The 23,375-nt window shown below is 71.5% G+C and carries 23 protein-coding genes; 17 read left to right on the top strand and 6 right to left on the bottom strand.

Annotation, left to right across the window (positions count from 1 at the left end; translation table 11 throughout):
• Positions 1-103 precede the first annotated feature (103 nt).
• From ACZ6I3_RS00365 to ACZ6I3_RS00380, 4 genes are all read left to right on the top strand, one after another.
• On the top strand, positions 104-862 hold the full coding sequence (locus tag ACZ6I3_RS00365; RefSeq protein ID WP_469410629.1) for a hypothetical protein: 759 nt from the start codon (positions 104-106) through the stop codon (positions 860-862).
• A gap of 46 nt (positions 863-908) precedes the next feature.
• The gene (locus tag ACZ6I3_RS00370) at positions 909-1,868 is read left to right on the top strand and encodes an HtaA domain-containing protein (protein WP_469410630.1); all 960 of its coding nucleotides are present in this window, start codon (positions 909-911) and stop codon (positions 1,866-1,868) included.
• An 84-nt stretch (positions 1,869-1,952) separates the two neighbouring features.
• Complete coding sequence (locus ACZ6I3_RS00375) at positions 1,953-2,492, top strand: hypothetical protein (protein WP_469410631.1); 540 nt, start codon at positions 1,953-1,955, stop codon at positions 2,490-2,492.
• Positions 2,493-2,589: 97 nt separating this feature from the next.
• Positions 2,590-5,145, top strand: a complete 2,556-nt coding sequence (locus ACZ6I3_RS00380) for an immunoglobulin I-set domain protein (RefSeq protein WP_469410632.1) — start codon at positions 2,590-2,592, stop codon at positions 5,143-5,145.
• Position 5,146: 1 nt separating this feature from the next.
• Here ACZ6I3_RS00380 and ACZ6I3_RS00385 read toward each other — a convergent pair whose 3' ends face one another.
• Both ACZ6I3_RS00385 and ACZ6I3_RS00390 read right to left on the bottom strand, forming a co-directional pair.
• The gene (locus ACZ6I3_RS00385; RefSeq protein ID WP_469410633.1) at positions 5,147-6,487 is read right to left on the bottom strand and encodes an MFS transporter; all 1,341 of its coding nucleotides are present in this window, start codon (positions 6,485-6,487) and stop codon (positions 5,147-5,149) included.
• A gap of 203 nt (positions 6,488-6,690) precedes the next feature.
• Complete coding sequence (locus ACZ6I3_RS00390; RefSeq protein ID WP_469410634.1) at positions 6,691-7,473, bottom strand: IclR family transcriptional regulator; 783 nt, start codon at positions 7,471-7,473, stop codon at positions 6,691-6,693.
• A gap of 144 nt (positions 7,474-7,617) precedes the next feature.
• Between ACZ6I3_RS00390 and ACZ6I3_RS00395 the strand changes: the two genes are divergently transcribed.
• From ACZ6I3_RS00395 to ACZ6I3_RS00435, 9 genes are all read left to right on the top strand, one after another.
• Positions 7,618-8,514: a 5-dehydro-4-deoxyglucarate dehydratase gene (locus ACZ6I3_RS00395; RefSeq protein WP_469411647.1), complete on the top strand. Its 897-nt coding sequence runs from the start codon at positions 7,618-7,620 to the stop codon at positions 8,512-8,514.
• On the top strand, positions 8,511-9,800 hold the full coding sequence (locus ACZ6I3_RS00400; protein WP_469410635.1) for a glucarate dehydratase family protein: 1,290 nt from the start codon (positions 8,511-8,513) through the stop codon (positions 9,798-9,800). The genes ACZ6I3_RS00395 and ACZ6I3_RS00400 overlap by 4 nt, the downstream gene beginning before the upstream one ends.
• An 81-nt stretch (positions 9,801-9,881) precedes the next feature.
• Positions 9,882-11,015: a carbohydrate kinase family protein gene (locus ACZ6I3_RS00405; protein ID WP_469410636.1), complete on the top strand. Its 1,134-nt coding sequence runs from the start codon at positions 9,882-9,884 to the stop codon at positions 11,013-11,015.
• 173 nt (positions 11,016-11,188) lie between these two features.
• Complete coding sequence (locus ACZ6I3_RS00410) at positions 11,189-13,336, top strand: PhoH family protein (protein WP_469410637.1); 2,148 nt, start codon at positions 11,189-11,191, stop codon at positions 13,334-13,336.
• Between the two features lie 14 nt (positions 13,337-13,350).
• On the top strand, positions 13,351-13,848 hold the full coding sequence (gene ybeY / locus ACZ6I3_RS00415) for an rRNA maturation RNase YbeY (protein WP_248500566.1): 498 nt from the start codon (positions 13,351-13,353) through the stop codon (positions 13,846-13,848).
• Between the two features lie 11 nt (positions 13,849-13,859).
• On the top strand, positions 13,860-15,164 hold the full coding sequence (locus ACZ6I3_RS00420) for a hemolysin family protein (RefSeq protein ID WP_469410638.1): 1,305 nt from the start codon (positions 13,860-13,862) through the stop codon (positions 15,162-15,164).
• Positions 15,161-15,520, top strand: coding sequence for an MmcQ/YjbR family DNA-binding protein (locus tag ACZ6I3_RS00425; protein ID WP_469410639.1), 360 nt, complete (start codon positions 15,161-15,163; stop codon positions 15,518-15,520). The genes ACZ6I3_RS00420 and ACZ6I3_RS00425 overlap by 4 nt, the downstream gene beginning before the upstream one ends.
• 36 nt (positions 15,521-15,556) lie before the next feature.
• Positions 15,557-15,910, top strand: a complete 354-nt coding sequence (locus ACZ6I3_RS00430) for a cytidine deaminase (RefSeq protein ID WP_469410640.1) — start codon at positions 15,557-15,559, stop codon at positions 15,908-15,910.
• Positions 15,911-16,106: 196 nt separating this feature from the next.
• A complete protein-coding gene (locus ACZ6I3_RS00435; protein ID WP_469410641.1) occupies positions 16,107-16,583 on the top strand; it encodes a hypothetical protein in 477 nt (158 codons plus the stop codon).
• 20 nt (positions 16,584-16,603) lie between these two features.
• Here ACZ6I3_RS00435 and ACZ6I3_RS00440 read toward each other — a convergent pair whose 3' ends face one another.
• Both ACZ6I3_RS00440 and ACZ6I3_RS00445 read right to left on the bottom strand, forming a co-directional pair.
• Positions 16,604-16,942, bottom strand: coding sequence for a P-II family nitrogen regulator (locus ACZ6I3_RS00440; protein ID WP_114252339.1), 339 nt, complete (start codon positions 16,940-16,942; stop codon positions 16,604-16,606).
• Positions 16,939-18,249: an ammonium transporter gene (locus ACZ6I3_RS00445; RefSeq protein WP_469410642.1), complete on the bottom strand. Its 1,311-nt coding sequence runs from the start codon at positions 18,247-18,249 to the stop codon at positions 16,939-16,941. Before ACZ6I3_RS00445 ends, ACZ6I3_RS00440 begins: the two co-directional genes overlap by 4 nt.
• A 153-nt stretch (positions 18,250-18,402) precedes the next feature.
• Between ACZ6I3_RS00445 and era the strand changes: the two genes are divergently transcribed.
• On the top strand, positions 18,403-19,365 hold the full coding sequence (gene era / locus ACZ6I3_RS00450) for a GTPase Era (RefSeq protein WP_469410643.1): 963 nt from the start codon (positions 18,403-18,405) through the stop codon (positions 19,363-19,365).
• A 14-nt stretch (positions 19,366-19,379) separates the two neighbouring features.
• On the opposite strand, the gene ACZ6I3_RS00455 is transcribed toward era, so the two are convergent.
• A complete protein-coding gene (locus tag ACZ6I3_RS00455) occupies positions 19,380-19,826 on the bottom strand; it encodes an ATP-binding protein (RefSeq protein ID WP_469410644.1) in 447 nt (148 codons plus the stop codon).
• A 238-nt stretch (positions 19,827-20,064) separates the two neighbouring features.
• On the opposite strand from ACZ6I3_RS00455, the gene ACZ6I3_RS00460 reads away from it, so the two are divergent.
• From ACZ6I3_RS00460 to ACZ6I3_RS00470, 3 genes are read left to right on the top strand one after another with little or no spacing between them, the layout of a single operon-like run.
• Complete coding sequence (locus ACZ6I3_RS00460) at positions 20,065-20,937, top strand: helix-turn-helix domain-containing protein (protein ID WP_469410645.1); 873 nt, start codon at positions 20,065-20,067, stop codon at positions 20,935-20,937.
• A complete protein-coding gene (locus ACZ6I3_RS00465; RefSeq protein ID WP_189723446.1) occupies positions 20,934-21,185 on the top strand; it encodes a DUF397 domain-containing protein in 252 nt (83 codons plus the stop codon). Before ACZ6I3_RS00460 ends, ACZ6I3_RS00465 begins: the two co-directional genes overlap by 4 nt.
• A 49-nt stretch (positions 21,186-21,234) precedes the next feature.
• Complete coding sequence (locus ACZ6I3_RS00470) at positions 21,235-22,047, top strand: SAM-dependent methyltransferase (RefSeq protein ID WP_469410646.1); 813 nt, start codon at positions 21,235-21,237, stop codon at positions 22,045-22,047.
• On the opposite strand, the gene ACZ6I3_RS00475 is transcribed toward ACZ6I3_RS00470, so the two are convergent.
• Positions 22,037-23,359 (bottom strand): GH1 family beta-glucosidase, encoded by a 1,323-nt coding sequence (locus ACZ6I3_RS00475; RefSeq protein WP_469410647.1) that lies wholly within the window; start codon positions 23,357-23,359, stop codon positions 22,037-22,039. The genes ACZ6I3_RS00470 and ACZ6I3_RS00475 overlap by 11 nt on opposite strands.
• Between the last annotated feature and the right edge of the window lie 16 nt (positions 23,360-23,375).

The following is a 23,375-nucleotide window of genomic DNA, read 5'->3' on the forward strand; positions in this document are numbered from 1 at the left end:
AGGTTAGGCTCACCTTAATAAACCGTGGTGGGGGTGTTTCATGCCATCGTCAAGTGGCCTGCGCCGCAAGGGAGTTGCCCGATATCGGGGAGCTTGGGGGACAGTGGGGGCCGTCGCGGCCCTGATGGTCCCGGCCGCGGCTCCGGCCGTTGCCGCCGGTGGCTCGGCGACCGGCCCCGAGGGGCAGAAACTCACCGTCTCCAAGTCCTCCGGCCTGAAATCGGCGGGCGAGACGGTGACCGTCACCGGCTCCGGCTACAACACGGAGAAGGGCATCTACGTCGCCTTCTGCGTGGACAACGGCCCGGGCAAGACCCCCACTCCCTGTGTCGGCGGCGTCGACATGTCCGGCGAGTCCGGCGCTTCGGCCTGGATCTCCTCCGACCCGCCCTCGTACGGGGACGGGCTGGCGAAGCCGTACGGCGGCAGCGGGCACGACGGCACCTTCAGCGTGAAACTCAAGGTGCGCGCCAAGGACGCCAACACCGACTGCACGAAGACCGGCGTGACCTGCGCCGTCATCACGCGCAACGACCACACGCGCGGCGGCGACCAGAGTCAGACGGTCCGGGTGCCGGTGACCTTCGGCGGCGGTTCGTCCGGGGACGGCGGTGCGTCGGCCACGCCGAGCGCGACCGCCGGGACGAGCACGACCGCCGGGACGAGCACGACCGGCGGGGGCGGCACGGGCGGTTCCGACGACGGTGGCGGGAGCGGCGACAAGGACTCCGGCGGCCCGCTGGCCAGTACCGGCTCCGCCGCGCTGCCGCTCGGGCTCACCGCAGCAGGGCTGGTCGGCGCCGGCACCGGGACCTGGTTCTGGGCGCGCAGGCGCCGGGCCGGGCGCGCGGACGCGAGCTGACCACAACCTCGGCTGACCACAACCTCATAGGGAGAGGGACACGAAGATGGCGAAAAGACCCGGCGCCGTCACCCTGGCCGTCGGTGCCGCCCTGTGCGCGGTGCTGTCGCCGGGCGCGGCGGCCGCGCAGGAGGGGGAGGCCCTTCCGCGCGAGGTGTCCGGAGGGTACGCGAGCTGGAACACGGCCGTACCCGGCCTCACCGGCAGAGGGATCGCGCTGACCACGGACCGGTCGGCCGTACAGGGGGCGGCCGACCGGTCCTGGTTCCCGGCGACGGGCGGCGGCGCGGATCCCGGAACCGGGGCGGCGGACGTCGAGTTGGGCGGTACCGCCCGCCTCGCCCGGTCCGCCGCACCGGACGACCCGCTCGTCCTGGGCGGCCTGCGGCTGGAGTTGACCGGCGGCGGGGACGGCGGCGCCCTGCGCGTCCGTGCCGTACGCGACGGCCGCGCCCAGGAGGTGACGCTGGCCGAGATCGCCACGGGCGGCGCCGAACCCGCCGTACGCGAGGGCGGCATGACCTGGACCGGTCTGCGGGCGTCCCTCACGGACGAGGGAGCGGGGCTGCTGTCCGACTGGAGCGGAGAGCGGTTCGCGTCGGGGGACGCGCTGGGGGTGCTGGACGTGACGGCCGGTACCGGGGCCGGGGGCGGTGCTCCCGGTGACGTACCGCCGTCGCCGATCCCCACGGCCCCGGACGCTCCCGCGCCCGAACCTCGGCGGGAGCAGGCGAGCGCGCCCACGGCCTCCGTCGCGCGTTCCTCCCTCGCTCCCGGCGAGGAACAACGGGTCACCGGAGAGGGCTTCGCGCCCGGCGCGGTCGTGCTCGTCGCGATCGACGGTGACACCCGGTACCAGGCGGTGGCCGACGAGGAGGGCCGTGTCGCCCGGGCCTTCCCGGTGTACGCCACGGCCGTCGAGGGCGGGCACACGGTCGAGTTGTCCGCCGTGACCGGGCAACAGGGCGCCGCTGTAGCGCAGTTCACGGTCCGTATCGCGAACTGACCCTTGCTTAGTTAGGTAAGGCTTACCTAATCTTTGCTCGCTGTCGACCAGCGAGGTCGACCGACGAGAAAGGGCTCGTACCCCATGAGATCCGCCTTCTCCGCCCGTACCGCCGCCCGTGCCGGCGTGGCCGTCGCCGCGTCAGCCGCCCTCACCCTGGGCCTGGCCGGCTCGGCATCCGCCGCCACCTCGACCCGCACGATCACCGACGGCGGCACCACGTACAACCTGTCGGTGACCGCCCCGAACACGGCCTCCGCGGCCGGTCAGGTCATCAAGGTCACCGGCTCCGGCTTCAACCCGGGCCAGGGCATCTACGTCGGCCTGTGCGTGGTCTCGGGCGCTCCGGGGGCCGCCAAGCCGACCCCCTGTCTGGGCGGCCAGGACGAGAGCGGCTCCACCGGCGCCTCGCACTGGGTGAACAACACCTTCGGCGGCATGTTCGCCAACAGCTCCAAGTTCGGCACCGGCGGCACCTTCGACGTGAACATCTTCGTCAAGGCCACCCTCGACAACGGCCAGGTCTGCGGCGACGACGTCACCTGCGCGATCGTGACCCGCGCCGACCACTTCGACAGCAACGACCGCAAGTACGACGTCCACGTCCCGGTCACCTTCCAGTGACGGCCGGCTGACGCACCGCCAGGCCGGGCCCCGGGGCACTCCGGGGCCCGGCCCTCGGCGTCCGTACGGGCCCACCCGACCATGTGAGGAACCGCTCATGCATCACAGACGCCCGGCGGCGCTGCTCGGCGTCGCCGCCCTGGTGGCCGCCTCGGTCGCCCTGGGCGCCGGCACCGCCGCGCAGGCCGCCGACACCCCCAGGACGGGCCTCGGCAAGAACGGCCAGAAACTCACCGTCTCCGCCTCCGCGAACCTCGACCCGGACGGGGAGACCCTGCGCGTCACCGGCTCCGGCTACGACACCGCCAAGGGCATCTACGTCGCCGTGTGCAAGGACAACGGCGACAACCGCATCCCCACCCCCTGCCTGGGCGGCGCCGACCAGAGCGGCGGCAGCGGGGCCTCGAAGTGGATCGTCCCCGAGGGCGACCCCAACGAGGGCCCCCTCACCGAGACCTTCGGCGACGGCGGCACCTTCGACGTCGAGATCGAGGCCGAGGCGAAGGACGGCGGCCTCGACTGCACCCAGGTCGGCTGCTCGGTCGTCACCCGCGTCGATCACCGGGCCGCCGGCGACCGCTCCCAGGACGTCCGGATCCCGGTCACCTTCGAGGGCCAGGACCCCGGTGGCGGCGACGGCGACGGCGTGGACGTCCCGGCCGGCACCGTCACTTACGCGCGCTCCGCCGAGATCACCACGGTCGGCCGCCCCAACGCCCTGCTCCTGCACCCCGAATCCAAGAAGCTGTACGTCGGCTCCGACAACATCCCCGACACCGCCGACGTCAACGAGGCGGGCCTCTACGTCCTGAACCCCGAGGACGGCAGGCTGCTCAGCCATGTCGCCCAGGCCCCCGGCTCCACCGGCACGATGCAGCCCCGCGCGGTGCAGCGGATCATCGCCCCGCTCGCCGGTGACGGGGTCGTCTTCCAGTACCCGGTGCGCGGCATCGGCACCGCCAAGGACGGCGACACGGCGGCGAAGGGCGTCTGGCCGCCCGGCGGTGCCGTCACCGGGGCCGCTCCGGGCACCGGCGCCGACACCGTCCTGATCTCCCAGGGCGCCGTCCTGTCCGAGGTGGAGACCGCCACCGGGGCCGTCCGGCGGACCGTCACCCTCGACGGCGGCGGCGACCTCGCGGCCGACACCGCCCGTAAGGCCATCTGGTCCGCCGAGGCCACCGGCGGCAAGCTCCGCCGTGTCGATGCCGGTTCCTTGACGGTGACCGCCGAGGCCGCCCTGCCCGGGGAGATCCTCGCCTTCGTCGAGGTGGACCCCGAGACCGGCAACGTCTGGGTGGGGACGGGCTCTTCGGTGCTCGTGTACGACAAGGACGCCAAGCTCCTGACGACCCTCAAGGGCAAGGACCGGCCCACGGCGGTCGCCTTCGACAAGACCACGGGTGAGGCCTTCGTCCTCCGCGAGGACTACGGCAGCGCGGAGGACGGCGCGGACAACAACGGCGTCCTGGAGGTGTACGACAGCGTCACCTTCCAGCAGGCGGCCCTGCCCGTCGCCCTGCCCGGCAGCCGGGCGGGCGGCTTCGGCGGTGTCGCCGTCACCCCGGGTGCCGCCTCCGTCTACGTCACCCACCAGGCGGAGAGTTCGGTCCTCCGGTTCGACCGACGCGTCTCGCCCAAGGTCACCCAGTCCCCGACCGACCAGACCGTGGCCCCGGGCGACAAGGTCACCTTCGTCGCGGCGGCCGAGGGCACCCCGGAACCGACCGTGCGCTGGCAGGTCAGCACCGACGGCGGCCAGACCTGGTCCGCGATCGAGGGTGCCACGCGCACCTCGTACTCCTTCACGGCCCAGGCGGGGCAGAACGGCTACCGGTACCGCGCCGAGTTCAAGAACACCGCCGGCACCACCCGCACCTCCCCGATCACCCTGGCCGTGAAGGAAGCGGGCGGCGGCCCCGGAGGCGGTGACGGCGACGGTGACGGCGACACCGAGCCGTCCGGCACGAAGACGGTGACCGGTCCCAACGGGCAGAAGCTCACCGTCACCCCGGTCAACCACCTCTCCACCGAGGACCAGACCCTCAAGATCACCGGCTCCGGCTACGACATGAAGAAGGGCGTCTACGTCGCCCTGTGCGTCGACAACGGCGACGGCGAACTGCCCACCCCGTGCATCGGCGGCGTCGACATGTCCGGCACCTCGCACTCCTCGGCGTGGATCTCCTCCAACCCGCCGGACTACGGCCAGGAGCTGGCGATCCCGTACGGCAAGGGCGGCACCTTCGAGGTCGAGCTGACGGTGGACGCCAAGGACGAGTACACCGACTGCTTCAAGGCGACCTGCGTCCTGGCCACCCGCGCCGACCACACCCTCTCCGGCGACCGCTCCCAGGACGTCAAGGTCCCCGTGGCCTTCGTCGGCCAGGACCCGGTGGACACCGACGACGGGAACGGCGGGGGTGCCGGGGGCGGCACCGGCGGTGGCACCGGAGGCGGTGGCACGGACGGCGGCACCGGTACGACGGGCGGCTCCGGCGGTACCGGTGGCGGTACCGGTACGTCGGCCGCCGGGTCCTCCGGCAGCCTCGCCTCCACCGGTGTCACCGTCCTGACGGTGGCCGCGCTGGCGGCGGCCCTGGTGGCCACGGGCTGGGTCGTGCACCGGCGCGCCCGCGGCACTCTCAGCTGACCTACAGGGCTCCGGACCCCGGTGAGGCACCCGCCTGCCGGGGTCCTGCCTTGTCGTAGGCCCGCTGGGTGGGGATGGCCGCGGCCTCCACGGCGATCTCCACGACCGGCTGTTCCGGGGCGCCGATCTCGGGGACCGCGCCGGTGGGCGTGCCCGTGGCGGCGGCGACCAGGGCGGCCGGGTGGCCGCCGCGACGGCGGATCGCGCCGGGCAGCAGCGGGCGTCCGCCGGTGTGCAGGGCGACGGCGGTCATCGGCACGGCGATGACCAGCAGTCCGGCGGCCAGGATCACGCCCATGACCGGGAACCCGGCCTGTGCCGACAGCACACTGCCGGTGAGCGGTCCGGCGGCCGTGCCCAGCGAGGACGCCGAGCCGACCAGCACCGCCCAGCGGCCGCGCGGGTCGAGCGAGGCGGCGAGCCCGATCAGATACGACAGCACCACCGGGTACATCGTGTTCCAGGCGATCTCGCCGGTCGCGAAGCTCGTCAGGTCGCTCGAAGAGGCGCTGAGCACGATGCAGCCGGCGATGAGGACGGTGCCCGCCCCGATCGGCACGGCGCGACCCAGTCGCGCCCCGAGCAGGCCCGCCAGCAGGACACCGGTCAGTCCGGCGATCAGGGCCACGGCGAAGACGACACCGACGGTGGCCTCACTCAGGTGGGCCTGGTCAAGACCGATCCGTCCGCTCACGCCCCACAGGGAGTTCTGGGCGAGCGACCAGCACAGCATGGCGGCGGCCAGCACCAGTCCCGAACGGGCGTGCGGCAAGCGGGCCTTGTGATGCCGCGTGGGTGCGGCGGGCGCACCTGCGGGGAGGCGGCCGGCCAGCGGCCACACGACCAGGGCCGTGAGGGCGATCGCGGCCAGCGGCAGTCCGTGCCCCGGGCCGAGGTGCGGCACCGTCAGATACACGGCACCCGCGAGGGCGGAGACGGTGAGCAGCCCGGCGGTGGAGGCCCGGTGCGGATCCCGCTGTCCGGCGATGAGGGTGGCGGCGACGGTGGTGGCCGTGCCGGACCCGAACCCGCCGAGGACGGCCCCGGCGACGACGGCCGGGACAGCGGTGGTGAGGGCGGCGCCGCCGTAGCCGAAGAAGGCCAGGGCGAGACCGATGCGGGCGAGGGTGCGGGCCCCGATCCGTTCGACCCGTGAGGCCAGGACGAATCCGGCCGCGGCCGAACTCAGCAGCAGCGCACTGCCGACGGCGCCGGCCTGCGTGGCGGAGAGCGGAAGGCCCGAATCGAGTCGGCCGACGGTGGTCGGCAGCAGATACGGAGCGAGGTACCCGGCCGTGAAAAGGGCGACGAGGGACCAGGGAGTGGTGCGGGGGGCGAACACGGGCGTTCCCAGGGCATGCGAAAGGAGCGGGGGAAATGGGGGGATTGGCGACGACCGTCGATGGACAGGAACGCGCGAGCAATTTGTATCAAGCACGTAGTCGCACACGTGAACCGAAAGAGCGTGATCTGGATCACGTTGTGTTTGGTGTGGTGAAGCCCGGGTAAACGAGCGCCTTTCACCAGGTGGCGCGGGTGTTCCCGCTAGCGCCAGTGGACGGCTCCGGCACCTGTCGGAACCGTCGTCTCGGCCTTCGCCCGGATCTCCCGCATCACGGCGACGATCCGCTCCTCGTGCTCCGGAGTGAGCCGGGCGACCGGCACCGAGCAGCTGATCGCGTCCAGCGCGGGGGAGTCGTAGCGCAGCGCGAACCCGAAGCCGACGATCCCGCTCACGCCCTCCTCCCGGTCCACGGAGTGGCCGCGGGCCCGGATCCGCGCGAGGTCGGCCGCCAGGGACTCCCGGCTCGTGTGCGAGTTCGGGGTCAGCGCCTCGTACGGCCCGTCGGGCAGCCCCTCGTCCGGGCGTTCCGCCAGCAGCGCCTTGCCCAGGGCTCCGACGTGGGCGGGCAGCCGGCGCCCCACCCGGCTGATCGTGCGCAGGTACTCGTGCGACTCCCGGGTCGCCAGATAGGCCACGTCCCGGCCGTCCAGGCGCCCCATGTGGAGGGTCTCGCCGAGTGCCTCGGACGCCTCGTCGAGATACGGCCGTACGGCCCGCACCCGGGGGTCGGAATCGAGATAGCCGGTGCCGGTGAGCAGGGCGTGAATGCCGATGCCGTACAGGGAGCCGGTGACGTCGGTGCGGACCCAGCCGCGCGAGATCAGGGTCTGGAGCAGCGCGTACATCGAGCTGCGCGGCACGCCGAGCGCGTCGGCCAGCTCCTGCAGCCGGGCCGGGCGGTCGCCGCGTGCCGCGAGGAGTTCCAGCAGCTCGACCGTGCGCGCCGCGGACTTCACCTCGCGGACGCCCCCTGTGTCTGACATGCGCCGATCGTAATCGGGCGGCCCCGGGCGGTTGACGTTCGCGTATCCAACCGCCATTCTCATATATAGATGACGTCTACATAAGGAGATGACGTGAGCGCTGGCGCTGGACCGGAAGCGGTCGCGCAGCGGCTGCGGGACGGCATGGCCGGTGGCGTGCTGTCGTTCCCGCTGACCGGCTTCCGCGACGACGGCACCCTCGACCCGGAGGGCTTCCGCGCCTACGTCGCGCAGCGGCTCGCCGCCTCGCCCGGCGCCGTCTTCCCCGCCTGCGGCACCGGCGAGTTCTTCTCGCTGGACGAGGACGAGTACCGGCAGGTCGTCACCATCACCGTCGAGGAGGCGGCGGGCCGCGTACCCGTCGTGGCCGGCATCGGATACGGCTGGGCGCAGGCCGTGCGGTTCGCGCGCATCGCCGAGGACGCCGGCGCCGACGCCCTCCTCGTGCTGCCGCACTACCTCGTCGCCGCCCCGCAGGACGGCCTGGTCGCCCAGCTGGAACAGATCGCCGCCCGCACCCGGCTGCCGCTGATCGCCTACCAGCGCGGCCAGGTCGCCTTCACCGCCGAGTCGCTCCGGCGCATCGCCGCCCTGCCGAACGTCATCGGCCTCAAGGACGGCCACAGCGACCTCGACCGGCTCCAGCGCCTCACGCTCGCGGCCCCCGAGGACTTCCTGTTCTTCAACGGCGCCGCCACCGCCGAGATTCAGGCCCGGGCCTACGCCACCGTCGGCGTCCCCGCCTACTCCTCCGCCGTGCACGCCTTCGCTCCCGAGATCGCCGACGCCTTCTTCGCCGCCCTGCGCGACGGCGACCACGGCACGGTCGACAAGCTGCTGCGCGACTTCTACGTCCCGCTCGTCGAACTGCGCGACCGCGTCCCCGGGTACGCCGTGTCGCTGGTGAAGGCGGCGGCCCGGCTGCGCGGCCACCGGGTCGGGCCGGTCCGCGCCCCGCTCACCGACCCCTCGCCCGCCGACCTGGCGACACTCACCACCGTCCTCACCACCGGCCTCGACCTCGTGGGAGTCGCCCTGTGAACCTCACCATCACGGACGTACGGCTGACGCCGATCCTGGTCGCCGACCCGCCGCTGCTGAACACGCAGGGCGTGCACCAGCCGTACACGCCCCGGCTGATCGTCGAGGTCGTCACGGCCGACGGGATCACGGGCGTCGGGGAGACCTACGGCGACGCCAAGTACCTGGAACTGGCCCGCCCCTTCGCCGAGCGGCTGAAGGGGCACCAGGTCAGCGATCTGAACGGCCTGTTCACCCTCGCGGACCAGGTCGCCGTCGACCGCTCCCGGGTCGAGAACGCCGTCGACGTCGGCGGGCTGCGGGGCGTCCAGACCGCCGACAAGCTGCGGCTGTCCGTCGTCTCCGGCTTCGAGGTCGCCTGCCTCGACGCCCTCGGCAAGGCGCTCGGACTGCCCGTGCACGCGCTGCTCGGCGGCAAGGTGCGCGACGCCGTCGAGTACAGCGCCTACCTGTTCTACAAGTGGGCGGACCACCCGGAGGGCGTGGCGGCCGAGAAGGACGACTGGGGCGCCGCCGTCGACCCGGCGGGCGTGGTGGAACAGGCCCGCCGCTTCAAGGAGCGCTACGGCTTCACCTCCTTCAAGCTCAAGGGCGGCGTCTTCCCGCCCGACGAGGAGATCGCGGCCGTACGCGCGCTCGCCGAGGCCTTCCCCGGGCATCCGCTGCGGCTCGACCCCAACGGCGCCTGGTCCGTCGAGACGTCGGTCAAGGTCGCCCGGGAGCTCGGGGAGGTCCTGGAGTACCTGGAGGACCCCGCGCTCGGCACCCCCGCCATGGCCGAGGTCGCCGAGCGCACAGGCGTGCCGCTCGCCACCAACATGTGCGTGACGACCTTCGCCGAGATCAAGGAGGCGTTCACCAAGGGCGCCGTGCAGGTGGTCCTCTCCGACCACCACTACTGGGGCGGACTGCGCAACACCCAGCAGCTCGCCGCCGTCTGCCGCACCTTCGGCGTCGGCGTGTCGATGCACTCCAACACCCACCTGGGCATCTCGCTCGCCGCGATGACCCACGTGGCGGCCACCGTCCCCGACCTCCACCACGCCTGCGACTCCCACTACCCCTGGCAGTCGGAGGACGTCCTCACCGAGCGGCTCACCTTCGAGGGCGGCAAGGTCGCGGTGCCGGACGTGCCCGGCCTCGGCGTGGAGCTCGACCGCGAGCGCCTCGCCGTACTGCACCGGCGGTGGCTGGACGACGACGGCGCGCTGCGCGACCGCGACGACGCGGCGGCCATGCGGATCGCCGACCCGGAGTGGGTGACGCCCTCGATGCCCCGCTGGTAGGACATGACCGCGTGATCGACGTCACGCTGTCGGTGGTGTGGTGCAGACTGGCCTGATCCGCACCACGTCAGGGAGCGCACCGTGACCGCGTCCACCGCCCCGGCCGGAAAGGGCCCGAGAAAGGGATCGCACCGCCAGAACCAGGTCGATCCCCTCGCCCCGCTGCGCGTGCCGGACGACCCGCCCTGGGATGTCTATCTCACCGGCACCGTCTTCCTCGACATCATCTTCACCGGGCTCGACTCCGCCCCGGTGCGCGGGACCGAGTCCTGGGCACGCGGAATGGGGTCGAGCCCCGGCGGCGTCGCCAACATGGCGACCGCGCTGGCCCGCCTCGGCCTCAGGACGTCCCTCGCGGCGGCCTTCGGCGACGACCACTACGGCGACTACTGCTGGGACGCCCTGGAGCACGGCGAGGGCATCGACCTCTCCCCGTCGCGCACGGTGCCCGGCTGGCACTCCCCGGTGACCGTCTCCATGGCGTACGAGGGGGAGCGCACGATGGTCTCGCACGGCCATGAGCCGCCCCCGGAGGAACCGGCCCCCGAGTGCCCGCCCCGCGCCCGTGCCGCCGTAGCCTCCCTCGCCCCGGGCGTCAGCGCGCCCTGGATCGCCCAGGCCGCGAGCAAGGGCACCCGGGTCTTCGGCGACGTCGGCTGGGACGACACCGGCGCGTGGGACCTGGCGGCACTGCCCGACCTGAGGCACTGCGAGGCGTTCCTGCCGAACGCGCAGGAGGCGATGCGGTACACGGGCGCCGACTGCCCGCGGGCCGCGGCGCACGCCCTGACCGAGTACGTGCCGCTCGCGGTGGTCACGCTCGGGGCGGACGGGGCCTACGCGGTGGACCGGCGTACGGGGCAGACCGCCGAGGTGCCGGCCATCGAGGTCGAGGCGCTCGATCCGACCGGGGCCGGTGACGTGTTCGTCGCCGGGTTCGTGACCGCGACGCTGGCGGACTGGCCGCTCGCGGACCGGCTGGCCTTCGCGGGGCTGACCGCGGCGCTGTCGGTGCAGGAGTTCGGCGGGTCGTTGTCGGCGCCGGGGTGGTCGGAGATCGCGGGGTGGTGGCGGAAGGTGCAGTCGGTCCAGGGGCAGTCGGCGACGGCGTTGCGGCGGTACGGGTTCCTTGCAGGGCTTGTGCCGGAGAAGCTTGTGCGGCCCTGGCCGTTGCGAAGGGCTGTTCCCACGATCGGGTTCCGGCGCTCGGCGTGACGTCCTGGCCTGCCGGAGGTCTCCGGTTAAGGGAAACCGTCGCCTCGGTTTCCAACCCCACCCCTAAAAGCCCTACGGCGTTGTCAGTGCTCCGTCGTACCCTTGGAATCGCGAGGCCGCCCTCAGCTACGCGGCCGTGACGAGGAGGAACCGCAGGCCTTAAGCGCCGGCCCATGACTCAGACACCCACAGCTCACACCCCCGCGCAGGAGCGGGCGAGAGCGCAGTTCACCGTCCCCGCCCAGCACCCCATGGTGACCGTGCTGGGGTCCGGCGACAGCCTCCTGCGCGTGATCGAGAAGGCCTTCCCGGCGGCCGACATCCACGTCCGGGGCAACGAGATCAGCGCGGTCGGCGACCCAGCGGACGTCGCCCTCATTTCGCGCGTGTTCGACGAGATGATGCTCGTGCTCCGCACCGGGCAGCCGATGACGGAGGACGCAGTGGAACGCTCGATCGCCATGCTCAAGGCGAGCGAGAACGGGCAGAGCGACGGCCAGGAGACCCCGGCCGAGGTGCTCACGCAGAACATCCTGTCCTCGCGGGGCCGCACGATCCGCCCCAAGACGCTCAACCAGAAGCGCTACGTGGACGCGATCGACAAGCACACCATCGTCTTCGGCATCGGCCCCGCCGGCACCGGCAAGACGTACCTGGCGATGGCCAAGGCGGTACAGGCCCTGCAGTCCAAGCAGGTCAACCGCATCATCCTGACCCGCCCGGCGGTCGAGGCCGGAGAGCGCCTCGGCTTCCTCCCGGGCACGCTCTACGAGAAGATCGACCCGTATCTGCGCCCGCTCTACGACGCGCTGCACGACATGCTCGACCCGGACTCGATCCCGCGGCTGATGGCTGCGGGGACGATCGAGGTCGCGCCGCTGGCGTACATGAGGGGTCGGGCGCAACCGCGCTTCACAAACGTACTGACGCCAGATGGGTGGCGCCCCATCGGCGACCTCGCGGTGGGCGACCTGGTCATAGGCTCGAACGGTGAACCGACCCCGGTGCTCGGCGTCTACCCGCAGGGCGAGAAGGACATCTACCGCGTCACCGCCCAGGACGGCTCCTGGACCCTGTGCTGCGGCGAGCACCTGTGGACGGTCAGGACACGCGACGACAAGCGCCGCGACAAGCCGTGGCGGGTCCTCGAGACGCAGGAGATGATCGGCAACCTGCGGGCGGCCCATGCTCGCCGGTACGAGCTGCCACTGCTCACCGCGCCTGTGCAGATGCCCGAGCGTGAGGTCCCGATGGACCCGTACGCGCTGGGACTGCTGCTCGGTGACGGATGCCTGACCGGTTCCACCACACCCTCCTTCGCCTCGGACGACCCGGAGCTGGCCGAGGCGCTGGAGGCCGCTCTCCCCGGCATCGCGGTACGGCATCGCGGTGGCCCGAACTACGTACTCAATCGGGTCAAGTCGCCGGGCGACGTGGTCACGCTGGAGAATCCGGTCACCGCTTTCCTGCGCGAGCTGGACCTCCTGCGCACGCGCTCCCACTCCAAGTTCGTCCCGGACGACTACCTGCAAAACTCCGCCGAGGTCCGGCTGGGCCTGTTGCAGGGCCTCCTCGACTCCGATGGCGGCCCGGTCACGCAGCAGGACCGCACCTGCCGGATCCAGTACACGACGACGTCGATCCTGCTCCGTGACGATGTGATCGCTCTCGTCCAGTCGCTGGGTGGCGTCGCGTACACCCGCCGCAGGGCTGCGGAGGGCCGCAAGCCCGGACTCGCGAACGAGCGGGAGGTCGCTTACCGTCACGACGCCCATGTCGTCGACATCCGCCTCCCCGAAGGCATCGAGCCCTTCCGTCTCGCCCGCAAGCGCGACAAGTACCTCGCCGCAGGAGGCGGCGGGCGCCCCATGCGGTTCATCGACAGCATCGAGCCCGCAGGCAAGGAGGAGGCCGTCTGCATCCAGGTGGCGGCCGAGGACTCGCTGTACGTCACGCAGGACTACCTGCTGACGCACAACACCCTCAACGACGCCTTCATCATCCTGGACGAGGCCCAGAACACGAGCCCCGAACAGATGAAGATGTTCCTCACCCGCCTCGGCTTCGACTCGAAGATCGTGATCACGGGTGACGTGACGCAGGTCGACCTCCCCAGCGGGACGAAGAGCGGTCTGCGGCAGGTACAGGACATCCTGGAGGGCCTGGACGACGTCCACTTCTCCAGGCTGTCGTCGCAGGACGTGGTCCGGCACAAGCTGGTGGGCCGTATCGTCGACGCGTACGAGCAGTACGACACCGAGCACGGCACCCAGAACGGCGGGCACAAGAGCCGCGGCAAGTCCGTGCACAAGGGGAAGTAGACAAGCACCACACCATGTCGATCGACGTCAACAACGAGTCCGGCACCGAGGTCGACGAGCAGGCGATCCTCGACATCGCCCGCTACGCGCTCGCCCGGATGCGCATCCACCCGCTCTCCGAGCTCTCGGTCATCGTCGTGGACGCCGACGCCATGGAGCAGCTCCACATCCAGTGGATGGACCTCCCCGGCCCGACGGATGTCATGTCCTTCCCGATGGACGAGCTGCGCCCGCCGTCCAAGGACGACGACGAGCCGCCGCAGGGGCTGCTCGGCGACATCGTGCTCTGCCCCGAGGTCGCCACCAAGCAGGGCGCCGAGGCCGACACGCAGCACTCCATGGACGAAGAGCTCCAGCTGCTCACCGTCCACGGGGTGCTGCACCTGCTGGGCTATGACCACGAGGAACCGGACGAGAAGGCCGAGATGTTCGGCCTTCAGGCGGCCATCGTGGACGGCTGGCGCTCGGAGCGGGGCCTGACCGGCCCGTCCCCCGCGCCGACGGTCTCGTAGAGCCGCCGCCGATGAATCCGCAACTCGCCCTGGGCGCGGTCGCCCTGGTCGTCGTGGCCTGGCTCGCCGCCTGCGCGGAGGCGGGCCTCGCCCGGGTCTCCAGCTTCCGCGCCGAGGAGGCCGTACGCGGCGGCAGGCGCGGCAGCGCCAAGCTCTCCCAGGTCGCCGCCGACCCGACCCGCTATCTCAACGTGGCGCTGCTGGTGCGCGTCGCCTGCGAGATGGCCGCCGCCGCGCTGATCACCTACGGCTGCCTGCAGGAGTTCGACAACACGACCGAGGCCCTCCTGATCGCCATCGCGGTCATGGTGCTCGTGTCGTACGTCGCCGTCGGGGTGTCCCCGCGCACCATCGGCCGCCAGCACCCGCTGAACACGGCGACGCTCTCGGCGTACGTCCTGGTGCCGCTGGCCCGGATCATGGGCCCCATCCCCTCGCTGCTCATCCTCATCGGCAACGCGCTCACCCCCGGCAAGGGCTTCCGCCGCGGCCCCTTCGCCTCCGAGGCGGAGCTGCGTGCGCTGGTCGACCTCGCCGAGAAGGACTCCCTCATCGAGGACGAGGAGCGCCGCATGGTGCACTCGGTCTTCGAGCTGGGCGACACCCTCGTCCGCGAGGTCATGGTCCCGCGCACGGACCTGGTCGTCATCGAGCGCTTCAAGACCATCCGCCAGGCCCTCACCCTCGCCCTGCGCTCCGGCTTCTCCCGGATCCCGGTGACCGGCGAGAGCGAGGACGACATCGTCGGGATCGTGTATCTGAAGGACCTGGTCCGCAAGACGCACATCAGCCGTGAGGCCGAGTCCGAGCAGGTGTCCACGGCGATGCGCCCGGCGTTCTTCGTGCCCGACACCAAGAACGCGGGCGACCTGCTGCGCGAGATGCAGAAGGAGCGCAACCACGTCGCCGTCGCCGTCGACGAGTACGGCGGCACCGCCGGCATCGTCACCATCGAGGACATCCTCGAGGAGATCGTCGGCGAGATCACCGACGAGTACGACCGCGAACTGCCGCCGGTGGAGGACCTCGGCAAGGACCGCTTCCGGGTCACCGCCCGGCTCGACATCGGCGACCTGGGCGACCTGTACGGCCTGGAGGAGTTCGACGACGAGGACGTCGAGACGGTCGGCGGTCTGCTGGCGAAGGCGCTGGGACGGGTCCCCATCGCGGGTGCGTCCTCCGTGGTGGCCCTGCCCGACGGCCGGGAACTGCGTCTGACGGCGGAGGCCGCGGCCGGCCGCCGCAACAAGATCGTGACGGTGCTCGCGGAGCCGGTGGAGCCGGCGGACGCCGCTCAGGAGGAGACGCCCGAATGACCCCGCGGGAGCTGCGCGCGTTCTGCCTGTCCTTCAACGCGGCGGTGGAGGACTTCCCCTTCAGCCCGGAGATCTCGGTCTTCAAGGTCCAGGGCAAGCTGTTCGCCCTGTCGCATCTCGACGAGCGGCCCCTGAAGGTCAACCTCAAGTGCGACCCGGACGACGCGATCCGGCTGCGCGGCGAGCACGAGGGCCTGATCGTCCCCGGCTGGCACATGAACAAGCGGCACTGGAACACGGTCACGGCCGACGGCGGACTCCCGGACCAGCTGGTCCGGGAGCTCGTCGAGGACTCGTACGACCTGGTCGTCGCGGGCCTGCCGCGGGCGGACCGCCTCCGCCTCGACCGTCCCTGAGACCTGGCCGGGACGGTCGCTACGTATGCTCGGATCATGACCGACAGCAGCGCGCTCGACCCCGAGAACCGCAAGATCGTCACCCTGGCCCGCTCCGCGCGGGCCCGCAACGGCGTGCCCGAGGGCGCGGCCGTACGGGACGAGACCGGACGTACGTATGTCGCGGGGACCGTGGCCCTCGACTCCCTGAAACTCAGTGCCCTGCGGACGGCGGTGGCGATGGCGGTCGCCTCGGGGGCGCGGTCCCTGGAGGCGGCGGCGGTCGTGACCGAGGCGGACACCGCGTCCGCCGAGGACCGGGCGGCGGTACGGGATCTCGGCGGCGCGGGAACGCCGGTGTTGGTGGCCGGGCCCGACGGGACGGTCAGGACCACCGTGACCGCTGGTTGACATGCGGTTGACGTGTTGGCCGAACTTCGCTGTAACCGGCGGTAATTAGGCCAGTTTTCAACCTTGCCGCCGTCTGCCCCACACGCATCAATGGAACCGTCAGTTCCGACGGACCGTCAGGTTCGACTCTCGGCAGTGTGTCCGCATCCACGTGCCGAGCGGTCCATCCCCCCCACGGAAACGGAGCCGGAATCCCATGAGATGCAAGCGAATCGCAGCAGGTGCGGCACTGGCGGCCGGGGCCCTCGCGGTCAGCGGGCTCGCCTTCGCCCCCGCCGCTCTCGCCGTCACCCCCCAGGCGGCGACGATCAGCGCGGACTGCGGCACCTTCGGCAGTGGCGAGGCCACCCTCACGGCCACGCAGAACGGCACCGCCGCCACCGTCACCGTCAAGTCCTCGGCGATCACCGCGCCGATCGCCCTGGGCGCGGACTCGATCTCGTCCTCGCTCACGCTGGTGAAGTCCGGCGGCGGCACCGTCGCCTTCACCGGCACGAAGAACCCGGCGATGGCCGCCGGCGCTCCCGTCGAGGTCGGCCCCCTCAGCGGCACCGTTGCCTCCGGCGACAGCCTGGAGGCCTTCGGCGGCTCGCTGAAGATGACCGTCTTCGGCATCACCATCACCTGCACGGCGACCGGGCCGCAGTCGCCGGGCCCGTTCGTGTTCGACTGATCCCGGGGGCCGGGCGCGACCTACAGCGCGTCCGGCCCGCGCTCGCCCGTCCGCACCCGTACGACGGTGTCGACGGGCAGCGCCCACACCTTCCCGTCGCCGATCTTGCCGGTGTGCGCGGCCCTGACGACCGCGTCGATGACGGCCTCGGCGTCCGCGTCCTCGACGACGACCTCGATACGGACCTTCGGCACCAGGTCGACCTGGTACTCGGCGCCGCGGTACACCTCGGTGTGGCCGCGCTGCCGGCCGTAGCCGCTGGCCTCGCTCACGGTCAGGCCGTGCACGCCGAGTTCCTGCAGGGCGTTCTTGACCTCGTCGAGGCGGTACGGCTTGACGATCGCGGTGATGAGCTTCATGCCTGGGGGGTGACCTTCTGGGCGTGGGGGACGACGGAGGAGGAGACCGGGGCGCCGTGGCCCAGGACCCCGTGATCGTAGGCGGTCTCGGCGTGCACCGTAAGGTCCAGGCCGGTCTGCTCCTGCTCCTCGCTCGCGCGGAAGCCCATGGTGACGTCGATCAGCTTGCCGATGCCGTACGTCACGGCGAACGCGTACACCGCCACCACGACCACGGCCAGCAGCTGCTTGCCGAGCTGGGCGAGGCCGCCGCCGTAGAGGAGGCCCTCGGCGCCGCCGGTCATCGACTCGACGGCGAAGACGCCGATGAGGAGGGTGCCGATGACACCTCCGACCAGGTGGACGCCGACGACGTCCAGGGAGTCGTCGTAGTTCAGCTTGAACTTCCAGCTCACGGCGTACGAGCAGACGGCACCGGCGGTGAGGCCGACGACCAGGGCGCCGAGCAGGGAGACCGAGCCGCAGGACGGCGTGATGGCGACCAGGCCGGCGACCGCGCCGGACGCCGCGCCCAGGGTCGTGGGGTGGCCGTCGCGCTTCTGCTCGACGAAGAGCCAGCCGAGCAGGCCGGTGCAGCCCGCGGCGAGGGTGTTGAGGAACGCGGCGGCCGCGAGGCCGTTGGCGCCCAGGGCGGACCCGGCGTTGAAGCCGAACCAGCCGAACCAGAGCAGGCCGGCGCCCAGCATCACCATGGGCAGGTTGTGCGGGCGCATGGAGTCCTTCTTGAAGCCCATGCGCGGGCCCAGGACCAGGCACAGCGCGAGCCCCGAGGCGCCGGAGACGATCTCGACGGGCAGACCGCCCGCGAAGTCCAGCGCGCCCAGCTTCTCCAGGATCCAGCCACCGGGACCCCACACCCAGTGCGCGACCGGAACGTATACGAGCAGCGCCCACACCGGTACGAAGACCAGCCACGCCCCGAACTTCGCCCGGTCGGCGACCGCGCCGCTGACCAGGGCGGCGGTGATGATCGCGAAGGTGAGCTGGAAGGTGGCGAAGAGGAGCGTGGGCACCGTCCCCTGGACGCTGTCCGGGCCGAGGCCGCTCATCCCGATGTGCTCCAGGCCGCCGATGAGACCTCCCGCGGCGTCCTCGCCGAAGGTGAGGGAGAACCCGGCCGCCAGCCAGACCACCGTCACCAGGGCGATCGACACGAAGCTCATCATCAGCATGTTGAGCACGCTCTTCGTGCGGACCATGCCGCCGTAGAAGAGGGCCAGGCCGGGAGTCATCAGCAGGACGAGGGCGGTGGCGGCGAGCAGCCAGGCGGTGTCGCCGGTGTCGGCGCTTGCGGCGGCGAGGGTCACGGTTGTCTCCAACGGTGCGGGGGCTCGTCAGAGGTTCACCGGCGTCCGTTTCCGGTTGCGTACGGGTGTGTTTCCGTGACGTTTCGTTGCGTGAGGGTTTCGAGAAGCTCACGACGCACGTCCGGTACCGGGCGGCTCCGGGGATCAGGGAGAATGGGCGCCATGAGCGTTCGTACCCCGTCATCCGAAGAGCCGGCCGAAGCTGTCCACAGGGCTGGCTTCGCCTGCTTCGTGGGCCGTCCCAACGCGGGCAAGTCCACCCTCACGAATGCTCTGGTCGGCCAGAAGGTGGCGATCACGGCGAATCAGCCGCAGACGACGCGGCACACCGTGCGGGGCATCGTGCACCGCTCGGACGCGCAGTTGATCCTGGTCGACACCCCGGGCCTGCACAAGCCGCGCACGCTGCTGGGCGAGCGGCTGAACGACGTCGTGCGCACGACGTGGGCCGAGGTGGACGTGATCGGCTTCTGCCTGCCCGCGAACGAGAAGCTCGGCCCCGGCGACCGCTTCATCGCGAAGGAACTGGCGTCCATCAAGAAGACGCCGAAGATCGCGATCGTCACGAAGACCGACCTGGTGGACAGCAAGACGCTCGCCGAGCAACTCATCGCGATCGACCAGCTCGGCAAGGAGCTCGGCTTCGAGTGGGCGGAGATCGTCCCGGTGTCGGCGGTCGGGGACCAGCAGGTGAGCCTGCTGGCCGACCTGATCGTCCCGCTCCTGCCGGAGGGCCCGGCGCTCTACCCCGAGGGCGACCTGACCGACGAGCCCGAGCAGGTCATGATCGCGGAGCTGATCCGGGAGGCCGCGCTGGAGGGTGTCCGCGACGAGCTGCCGCACTCCATCGCCGTGGTCGTCGAGGAGATGCTGCCCCGCGAGGACCGCCCCGCCGACAAGCCCCTCCTCGACATCCACGCCTTCGTCTACATCGAGCGCCCCAGCCAGAAGGGCATCATCATCGGCCCCAAGGGCAAGCGCCTGAAGGACGTCGGCATCAAGTCCCGCAAGCAGATCGAGGCCCTGCTGGGCACCCCGGTCTTCCTGGACCTCCACGTGAAGGTCGCGAAGGACTGGCAGCGGGACCCCCGGCAGTTGCGCAAGCTGGGGTTCTGAGGGGGCTCACCTCTCTATATCGGCGTCGCCAGGCTCGCCCACACCGCGTTGCCGCCCGTGAGGGTCGAGCGGGTGATGCCCCAGCTCTCCGCTATCTCCCGGACGAGCAGCAGGCCGCGGCCGTTCTCGTCGTCGAGACCGGGCCGGCGGTCGGGGATGCCGCGGCCCGAGCGGTCGCCGTCGTGCACCTCCAGGCGGAAGCGCTCGTCGGGCGTCAGCCCGACGCCGCACAGGATCCGCTCACTGAGCGTGTGCAGCACGGCGTTGGTCACCAGCTCGGATATGAGCAGGACGGCGTTCGCGCACACCTCGTCGGGCACCTGCCACGAGTCCAGCCGCGCCCGCATGCCGTGACGGGCGCTTCTGACGCTGGTCCGGTGCGGCGGCAGTTCCAGCCAGTGGGTGCGGCCCGGGCGCACCGCGTCCAGGAACCGGGGGGTGGATGTCGTGTGGGGGGACACGGCGGTCGCCTTCCGTGGGGGGTGGGAAGGGGCGAGGCGGACAACGGACCGGCCGGAAAAGGGGAGTGGGGGCTTCCGGCACCCTGGTCACACAAGTAACTATGCTCGTAGAGCAGTTCACGCTGCAACCATCTCCCTGATAATTTCAGAAGGAAGGTATCGCCTCACCTCGATGCCTGGCGGAACGAACAAGTCCTTGTCAGACCCCCGCCGGTGACGGCCCCTCAGGAGGTACGGCGTGAACGACGCGCGATCAGGCACCGGCGCCGGCGCACCCACCGTCCTCCGCATGATCCTCGGCCGCCGCCTCCAGGAAGCCCGGCAGCACGCGGGCCTCACCCTCGACGACGCGGCCAAGGCCCTGCGCGTGACCCCGCTGACCATCCGCCGCCTGGAGAAGTCCGAGGTCGGCCTGAAGATCCTCTACGTCGAGAAGCTGCTGGAGACCTACGGCGCCGGCCGGCAGGAGATCGACGAGTTCGTCACCCTGGCCGAGCGCGCCAACGAGCCCGGCTGGTGGAACCCGTACCGCGATGTCATGCCGTCCTGGTTCACCGCCTACGTCAGCCTGGAGACCGGCGCGAGAACGCTGCGCACCTATGAGCCGCAGTACGTCACCGGCCTGCTCCAGACGCCCGGATACGCCCGTGCCGTGCTGCGCGGCGGCTTCCCGAACGACAGCGACGGGGATCTCGACCGGCGCGTGGAGCTGCGGCTGCGCCGCCAGAGACTGCTCACCAAGCAGGACGCGCCCACGCTGTGGGTGGTGATGGAGGAGGCCGTACTGCACCGCGTGGTGGGCGGCCCCGAGGTGATGCGGGAGCAGATCGACCGGCTCCTGGAGGCGTCCGAGCTGGAGCATGTCAGCGTCGACATCGTGCCGTTCGCCGCGGGTGCCCACGTCGGGGCGTGCGCGCCGTTCACCTATTTCCGGTTCGAGGAGCGGGAGCTGCCGGACATCGTCTACAGCGAGATCCTCTCCGCCTCCGTCTACCTCGACCAGCGTGCCGACGTCGTGGCCCATCTGGAGGCGCACAACCGGCTGTCTCTGAAGACCTCGTCCGCGGACAGCAAGGCGCTGTTGAACCGCATGCGGAAGGAGTACTCATGACCATCGCCGAGGGCACCGTCTACAACGGGATGCCCGCGTCGGACCTGGGGGAGCAGGGCTGGGAACGGCCCTGGAGCGGTCCGAACGGGGGGCAGTGCGTGGAGGCCAAGCAGCTCGCCGACGGCCGCGTGGCGGTCCGGCAGTCCACGGATCCGGCCGGCCCCGCGCTGATCTACACACCCGAGGAGATCACCGCGTTCGTCGCGGGGGTCAAACAGGGCCTCGCCGACCATCTGACGGCTCACTGAAGCCCCACTGAGCCGGCTCGCACCACCACCCCCCACCGAGAGGCACGGCATGACCCACTCGCAGGCCGCGCGGGACATAGACACCAGCAGGCCCCACTCCGCCCGCATGTACGACTACTACCTCGGCGGCAAGGACCACTTCGAGGTCGACAAGCAGGCCGCCGAGCGGGTCGCCGAGGCCTACCCCGCCATCTTCGTGTGCGCCCGCGAGAACCGGGCCTTCATGCACCGGGCCACCCGGGTCCTCGCCCGCGAGCACGGCATCCGCCAGTGGCTGGACATAGGCACCGGCATCCCCACCGAGCCCAACCTGCACCAGGTCGCCCAGTCCGTGGTCCCCGACGCCCGGGTGGTCTACGCCGACAACGACCCCCTGGTCCTCAAGTACGCCGAGCGCCTGATGCGCAGCTCCGCCGAGGGCCGTACGACGTACATCGAGGCGGACGTCAACGACCCCCAGACGCTGCTGAACGCGCCCGCGCTGGCCGAGATCCTGGACCTGAGCCGCCCGGTCGCGCTGTCCCTCAACGCCCTCATGCACTTCGTCACCGACGCCCAGGACCCGTACGGCATCGTGCGCCGCCTGCTGGACGTCCTGCCCTCGGGCAGCGCCCTGGCGCTGAGCCACTGCACGCCCGACTTCGACCCCGCCACCTGGCAGAAGGTCACCGACATCTACACCTCGGCCGGGACCCCGGTGCGGTTCCGGTCCCAGGAGGACGTCGCCCGCTTCTTCGACGGCCTGGACCTGCTGGAGCCGGGCGTCACCGTGGGCCACCGCTGGCGCCCGGACCCCTCCGACGGCGACGCCCCGACGGACGCCGAGGTCAGCCTGTGGACCGGCGTGGGCATCAAGCCGTAGCGCCCTGGGACTTCAGCAGCTCCCGGTACCAGCGGTACGACGACTTCGGGGTCCGCTCCTGGGTCTCGAAGTCGACGTGGACCAGGCCGAAGCGGCGTGCGTAGCCCTCCGCCCACTCGAAGTTGTCGAGCAGGGACCAGACGAAGTAGCCGCGCACGTCGACGCCCGCCTCCAGCGCCCGGTGCAGGGCCCGGACATGGCCGTCCAGGTAGGTGACGCGCTCCTGGTCGTCGACGCCCGGGTAGGAGCAGCCGTTCTCGGTGATGACGACGGGCGGGAGCCGGTCGCCGTAGCGCTCGCGGAACGTCGTGAGGAGTTCGGTGAGGCCCTCGGGTACGACCGGCCAGCCGAAGTCCGTGACCGGGCGGCCTTCGATCTCCCGGACGGAGAAGGGCAGTTCGGCGGGCATGGAGACGCCGCCGAACTCGATCTCCGTGCCCTGCGGGGCGCCCACCCGGGTCGGCGCGTAGTAGTTGACGCCGTACCAGTCGAGCGGCTCGGCGATCACCTTCAGGTCGGCCTCGACGTCCCCGGGCATCAGCTCGCCGATGCCGTCCGGGTACCGGCCCAGCAGCAACGGGTCCGCGAAGAGGCGGTTCAGCAGCAGGTCGTAGAACTCGGCCGCCTCCACGTCCGCCGCCTCGGCCGACGCCGCCCAGGTCGGGCCGTGCGAGTTGGCGACGCCGATGTCCGTGGCCCCCGAGGCGCGCAGCGCCCGGACGGCCAGACCGTGGGCCAGCAGCTGGTGATGCGCGACCGGCAGCGCGTCGAACAGCAGCTTCCGGCCCGGTGCGTGCACGCCCAGGGCGTGGCCCAGCAGGGTGTGCTCGGCGGGCTCGTTCAGGGTGATCCACTTGGTCACCCGGTCACCGAGGCGCTCGGCGACCAGCGCCACGTACTCGGCGAAGCGGGCGGCCGTGTCCCGCTCCAGCCAGTCCAGGTCCGCCGGCAGGTCCCAGTGGAACAGGGTCGGCACCGGGCGGACGCCCGCCGCGCACAGGTCGTCCACCAGCCGGTCGTAGAAGTCCAGGCCCTTCTCGGAGCGCACCCGCGGCCAGGAGACGGAGAAGCGGTACGCGTTCACGCCGAGGTCCGCCAGCAGCGCCACGTCCTCGCGGTGGCGGTGGAAGTGGTCGCAGGCCACCGCCGCCGTCGAGCCGTCCTTGATCCGTCCCGGCTCGGCCGTGAAGGCGTCCCACACGGACGGCTCGCGCGCGTCCACCGCGCCCTCGATCTGGTGCGCCGAGGTGGACACGCCCCAGAGGAAGCCGGCCGGGAAGCGGGGGATCGGGTTGCCTGCGTCAGTCGCCATGCGCGGATCATCCGTA

This window comes from Streptomyces sp. NPDC041940, assembly GCF_055589465.1.

Coding starts and splice junctions, on each gene's coding strand:
- ACZ6I3_RS00395 (WP_469411647.1), top strand. CDS start 7,618: ATGGCCGGTGGCGTGCTGTCGTTCCCGCTGACCGGCTTCCGCGACGAC.
- era (WP_469410643.1), top strand. CDS start 18,403: ATGGGCGCCATGAGCGTTCGTACCCCGTCATCCGAAGAGCCGGCCGAA.
- ybeY (WP_248500566.1), top strand. CDS start 13,351: ATGTCGATCGACGTCAACAACGAGTCCGGCACCGAGGTCGACGAGCAG.
- ACZ6I3_RS00375 (WP_469410631.1), top strand. CDS start 1,953: ATGAGATCCGCCTTCTCCGCCCGTACCGCCGCCCGTGCCGGCGTGGCC.
- ACZ6I3_RS00440 (WP_114252339.1), bottom strand. CDS start 16,942: ATGAAGCTCATCACCGCGATCGTCAAGCCGTACCGCCTCGACGAGGTC.
- ACZ6I3_RS00430 (WP_469410640.1), top strand. CDS start 15,557: ATGACCGACAGCAGCGCGCTCGACCCCGAGAACCGCAAGATCGTCACC.
- ACZ6I3_RS00370 (WP_469410630.1), top strand. CDS start 909: ATGGCGAAAAGACCCGGCGCCGTCACCCTGGCCGTCGGTGCCGCCCTG.
- ACZ6I3_RS00435 (WP_469410641.1), top strand. CDS start 16,107: ATGAGATGCAAGCGAATCGCAGCAGGTGCGGCACTGGCGGCCGGGGCC.
- ACZ6I3_RS00425 (WP_469410639.1), top strand. CDS start 15,161: ATGACCCCGCGGGAGCTGCGCGCGTTCTGCCTGTCCTTCAACGCGGCG.
- ACZ6I3_RS00470 (WP_469410646.1), top strand. CDS start 21,235: ATGACCCACTCGCAGGCCGCGCGGGACATAGACACCAGCAGGCCCCAC.
- ACZ6I3_RS00465 (WP_189723446.1), top strand. CDS start 20,934: ATGACCATCGCCGAGGGCACCGTCTACAACGGGATGCCCGCGTCGGAC.
- ACZ6I3_RS00420 (WP_469410638.1), top strand. CDS start 13,860: ATGAATCCGCAACTCGCCCTGGGCGCGGTCGCCCTGGTCGTCGTGGCC.
- ACZ6I3_RS00380 (WP_469410632.1), top strand. CDS start 2,590: ATGCATCACAGACGCCCGGCGGCGCTGCTCGGCGTCGCCGCCCTGGTG.
- ACZ6I3_RS00410 (WP_469410637.1), top strand. CDS start 11,189: ATGACTCAGACACCCACAGCTCACACCCCCGCGCAGGAGCGGGCGAGA.
- ACZ6I3_RS00390 (WP_469410634.1), bottom strand. CDS start 7,473: ATGTCAGACACAGGGGGCGTCCGCGAGGTGAAGTCCGCGGCGCGCACG.
- ACZ6I3_RS00475 (WP_469410647.1), bottom strand. CDS start 23,359: ATGGCGACTGACGCAGGCAACCCGATCCCCCGCTTCCCGGCCGGCTTC.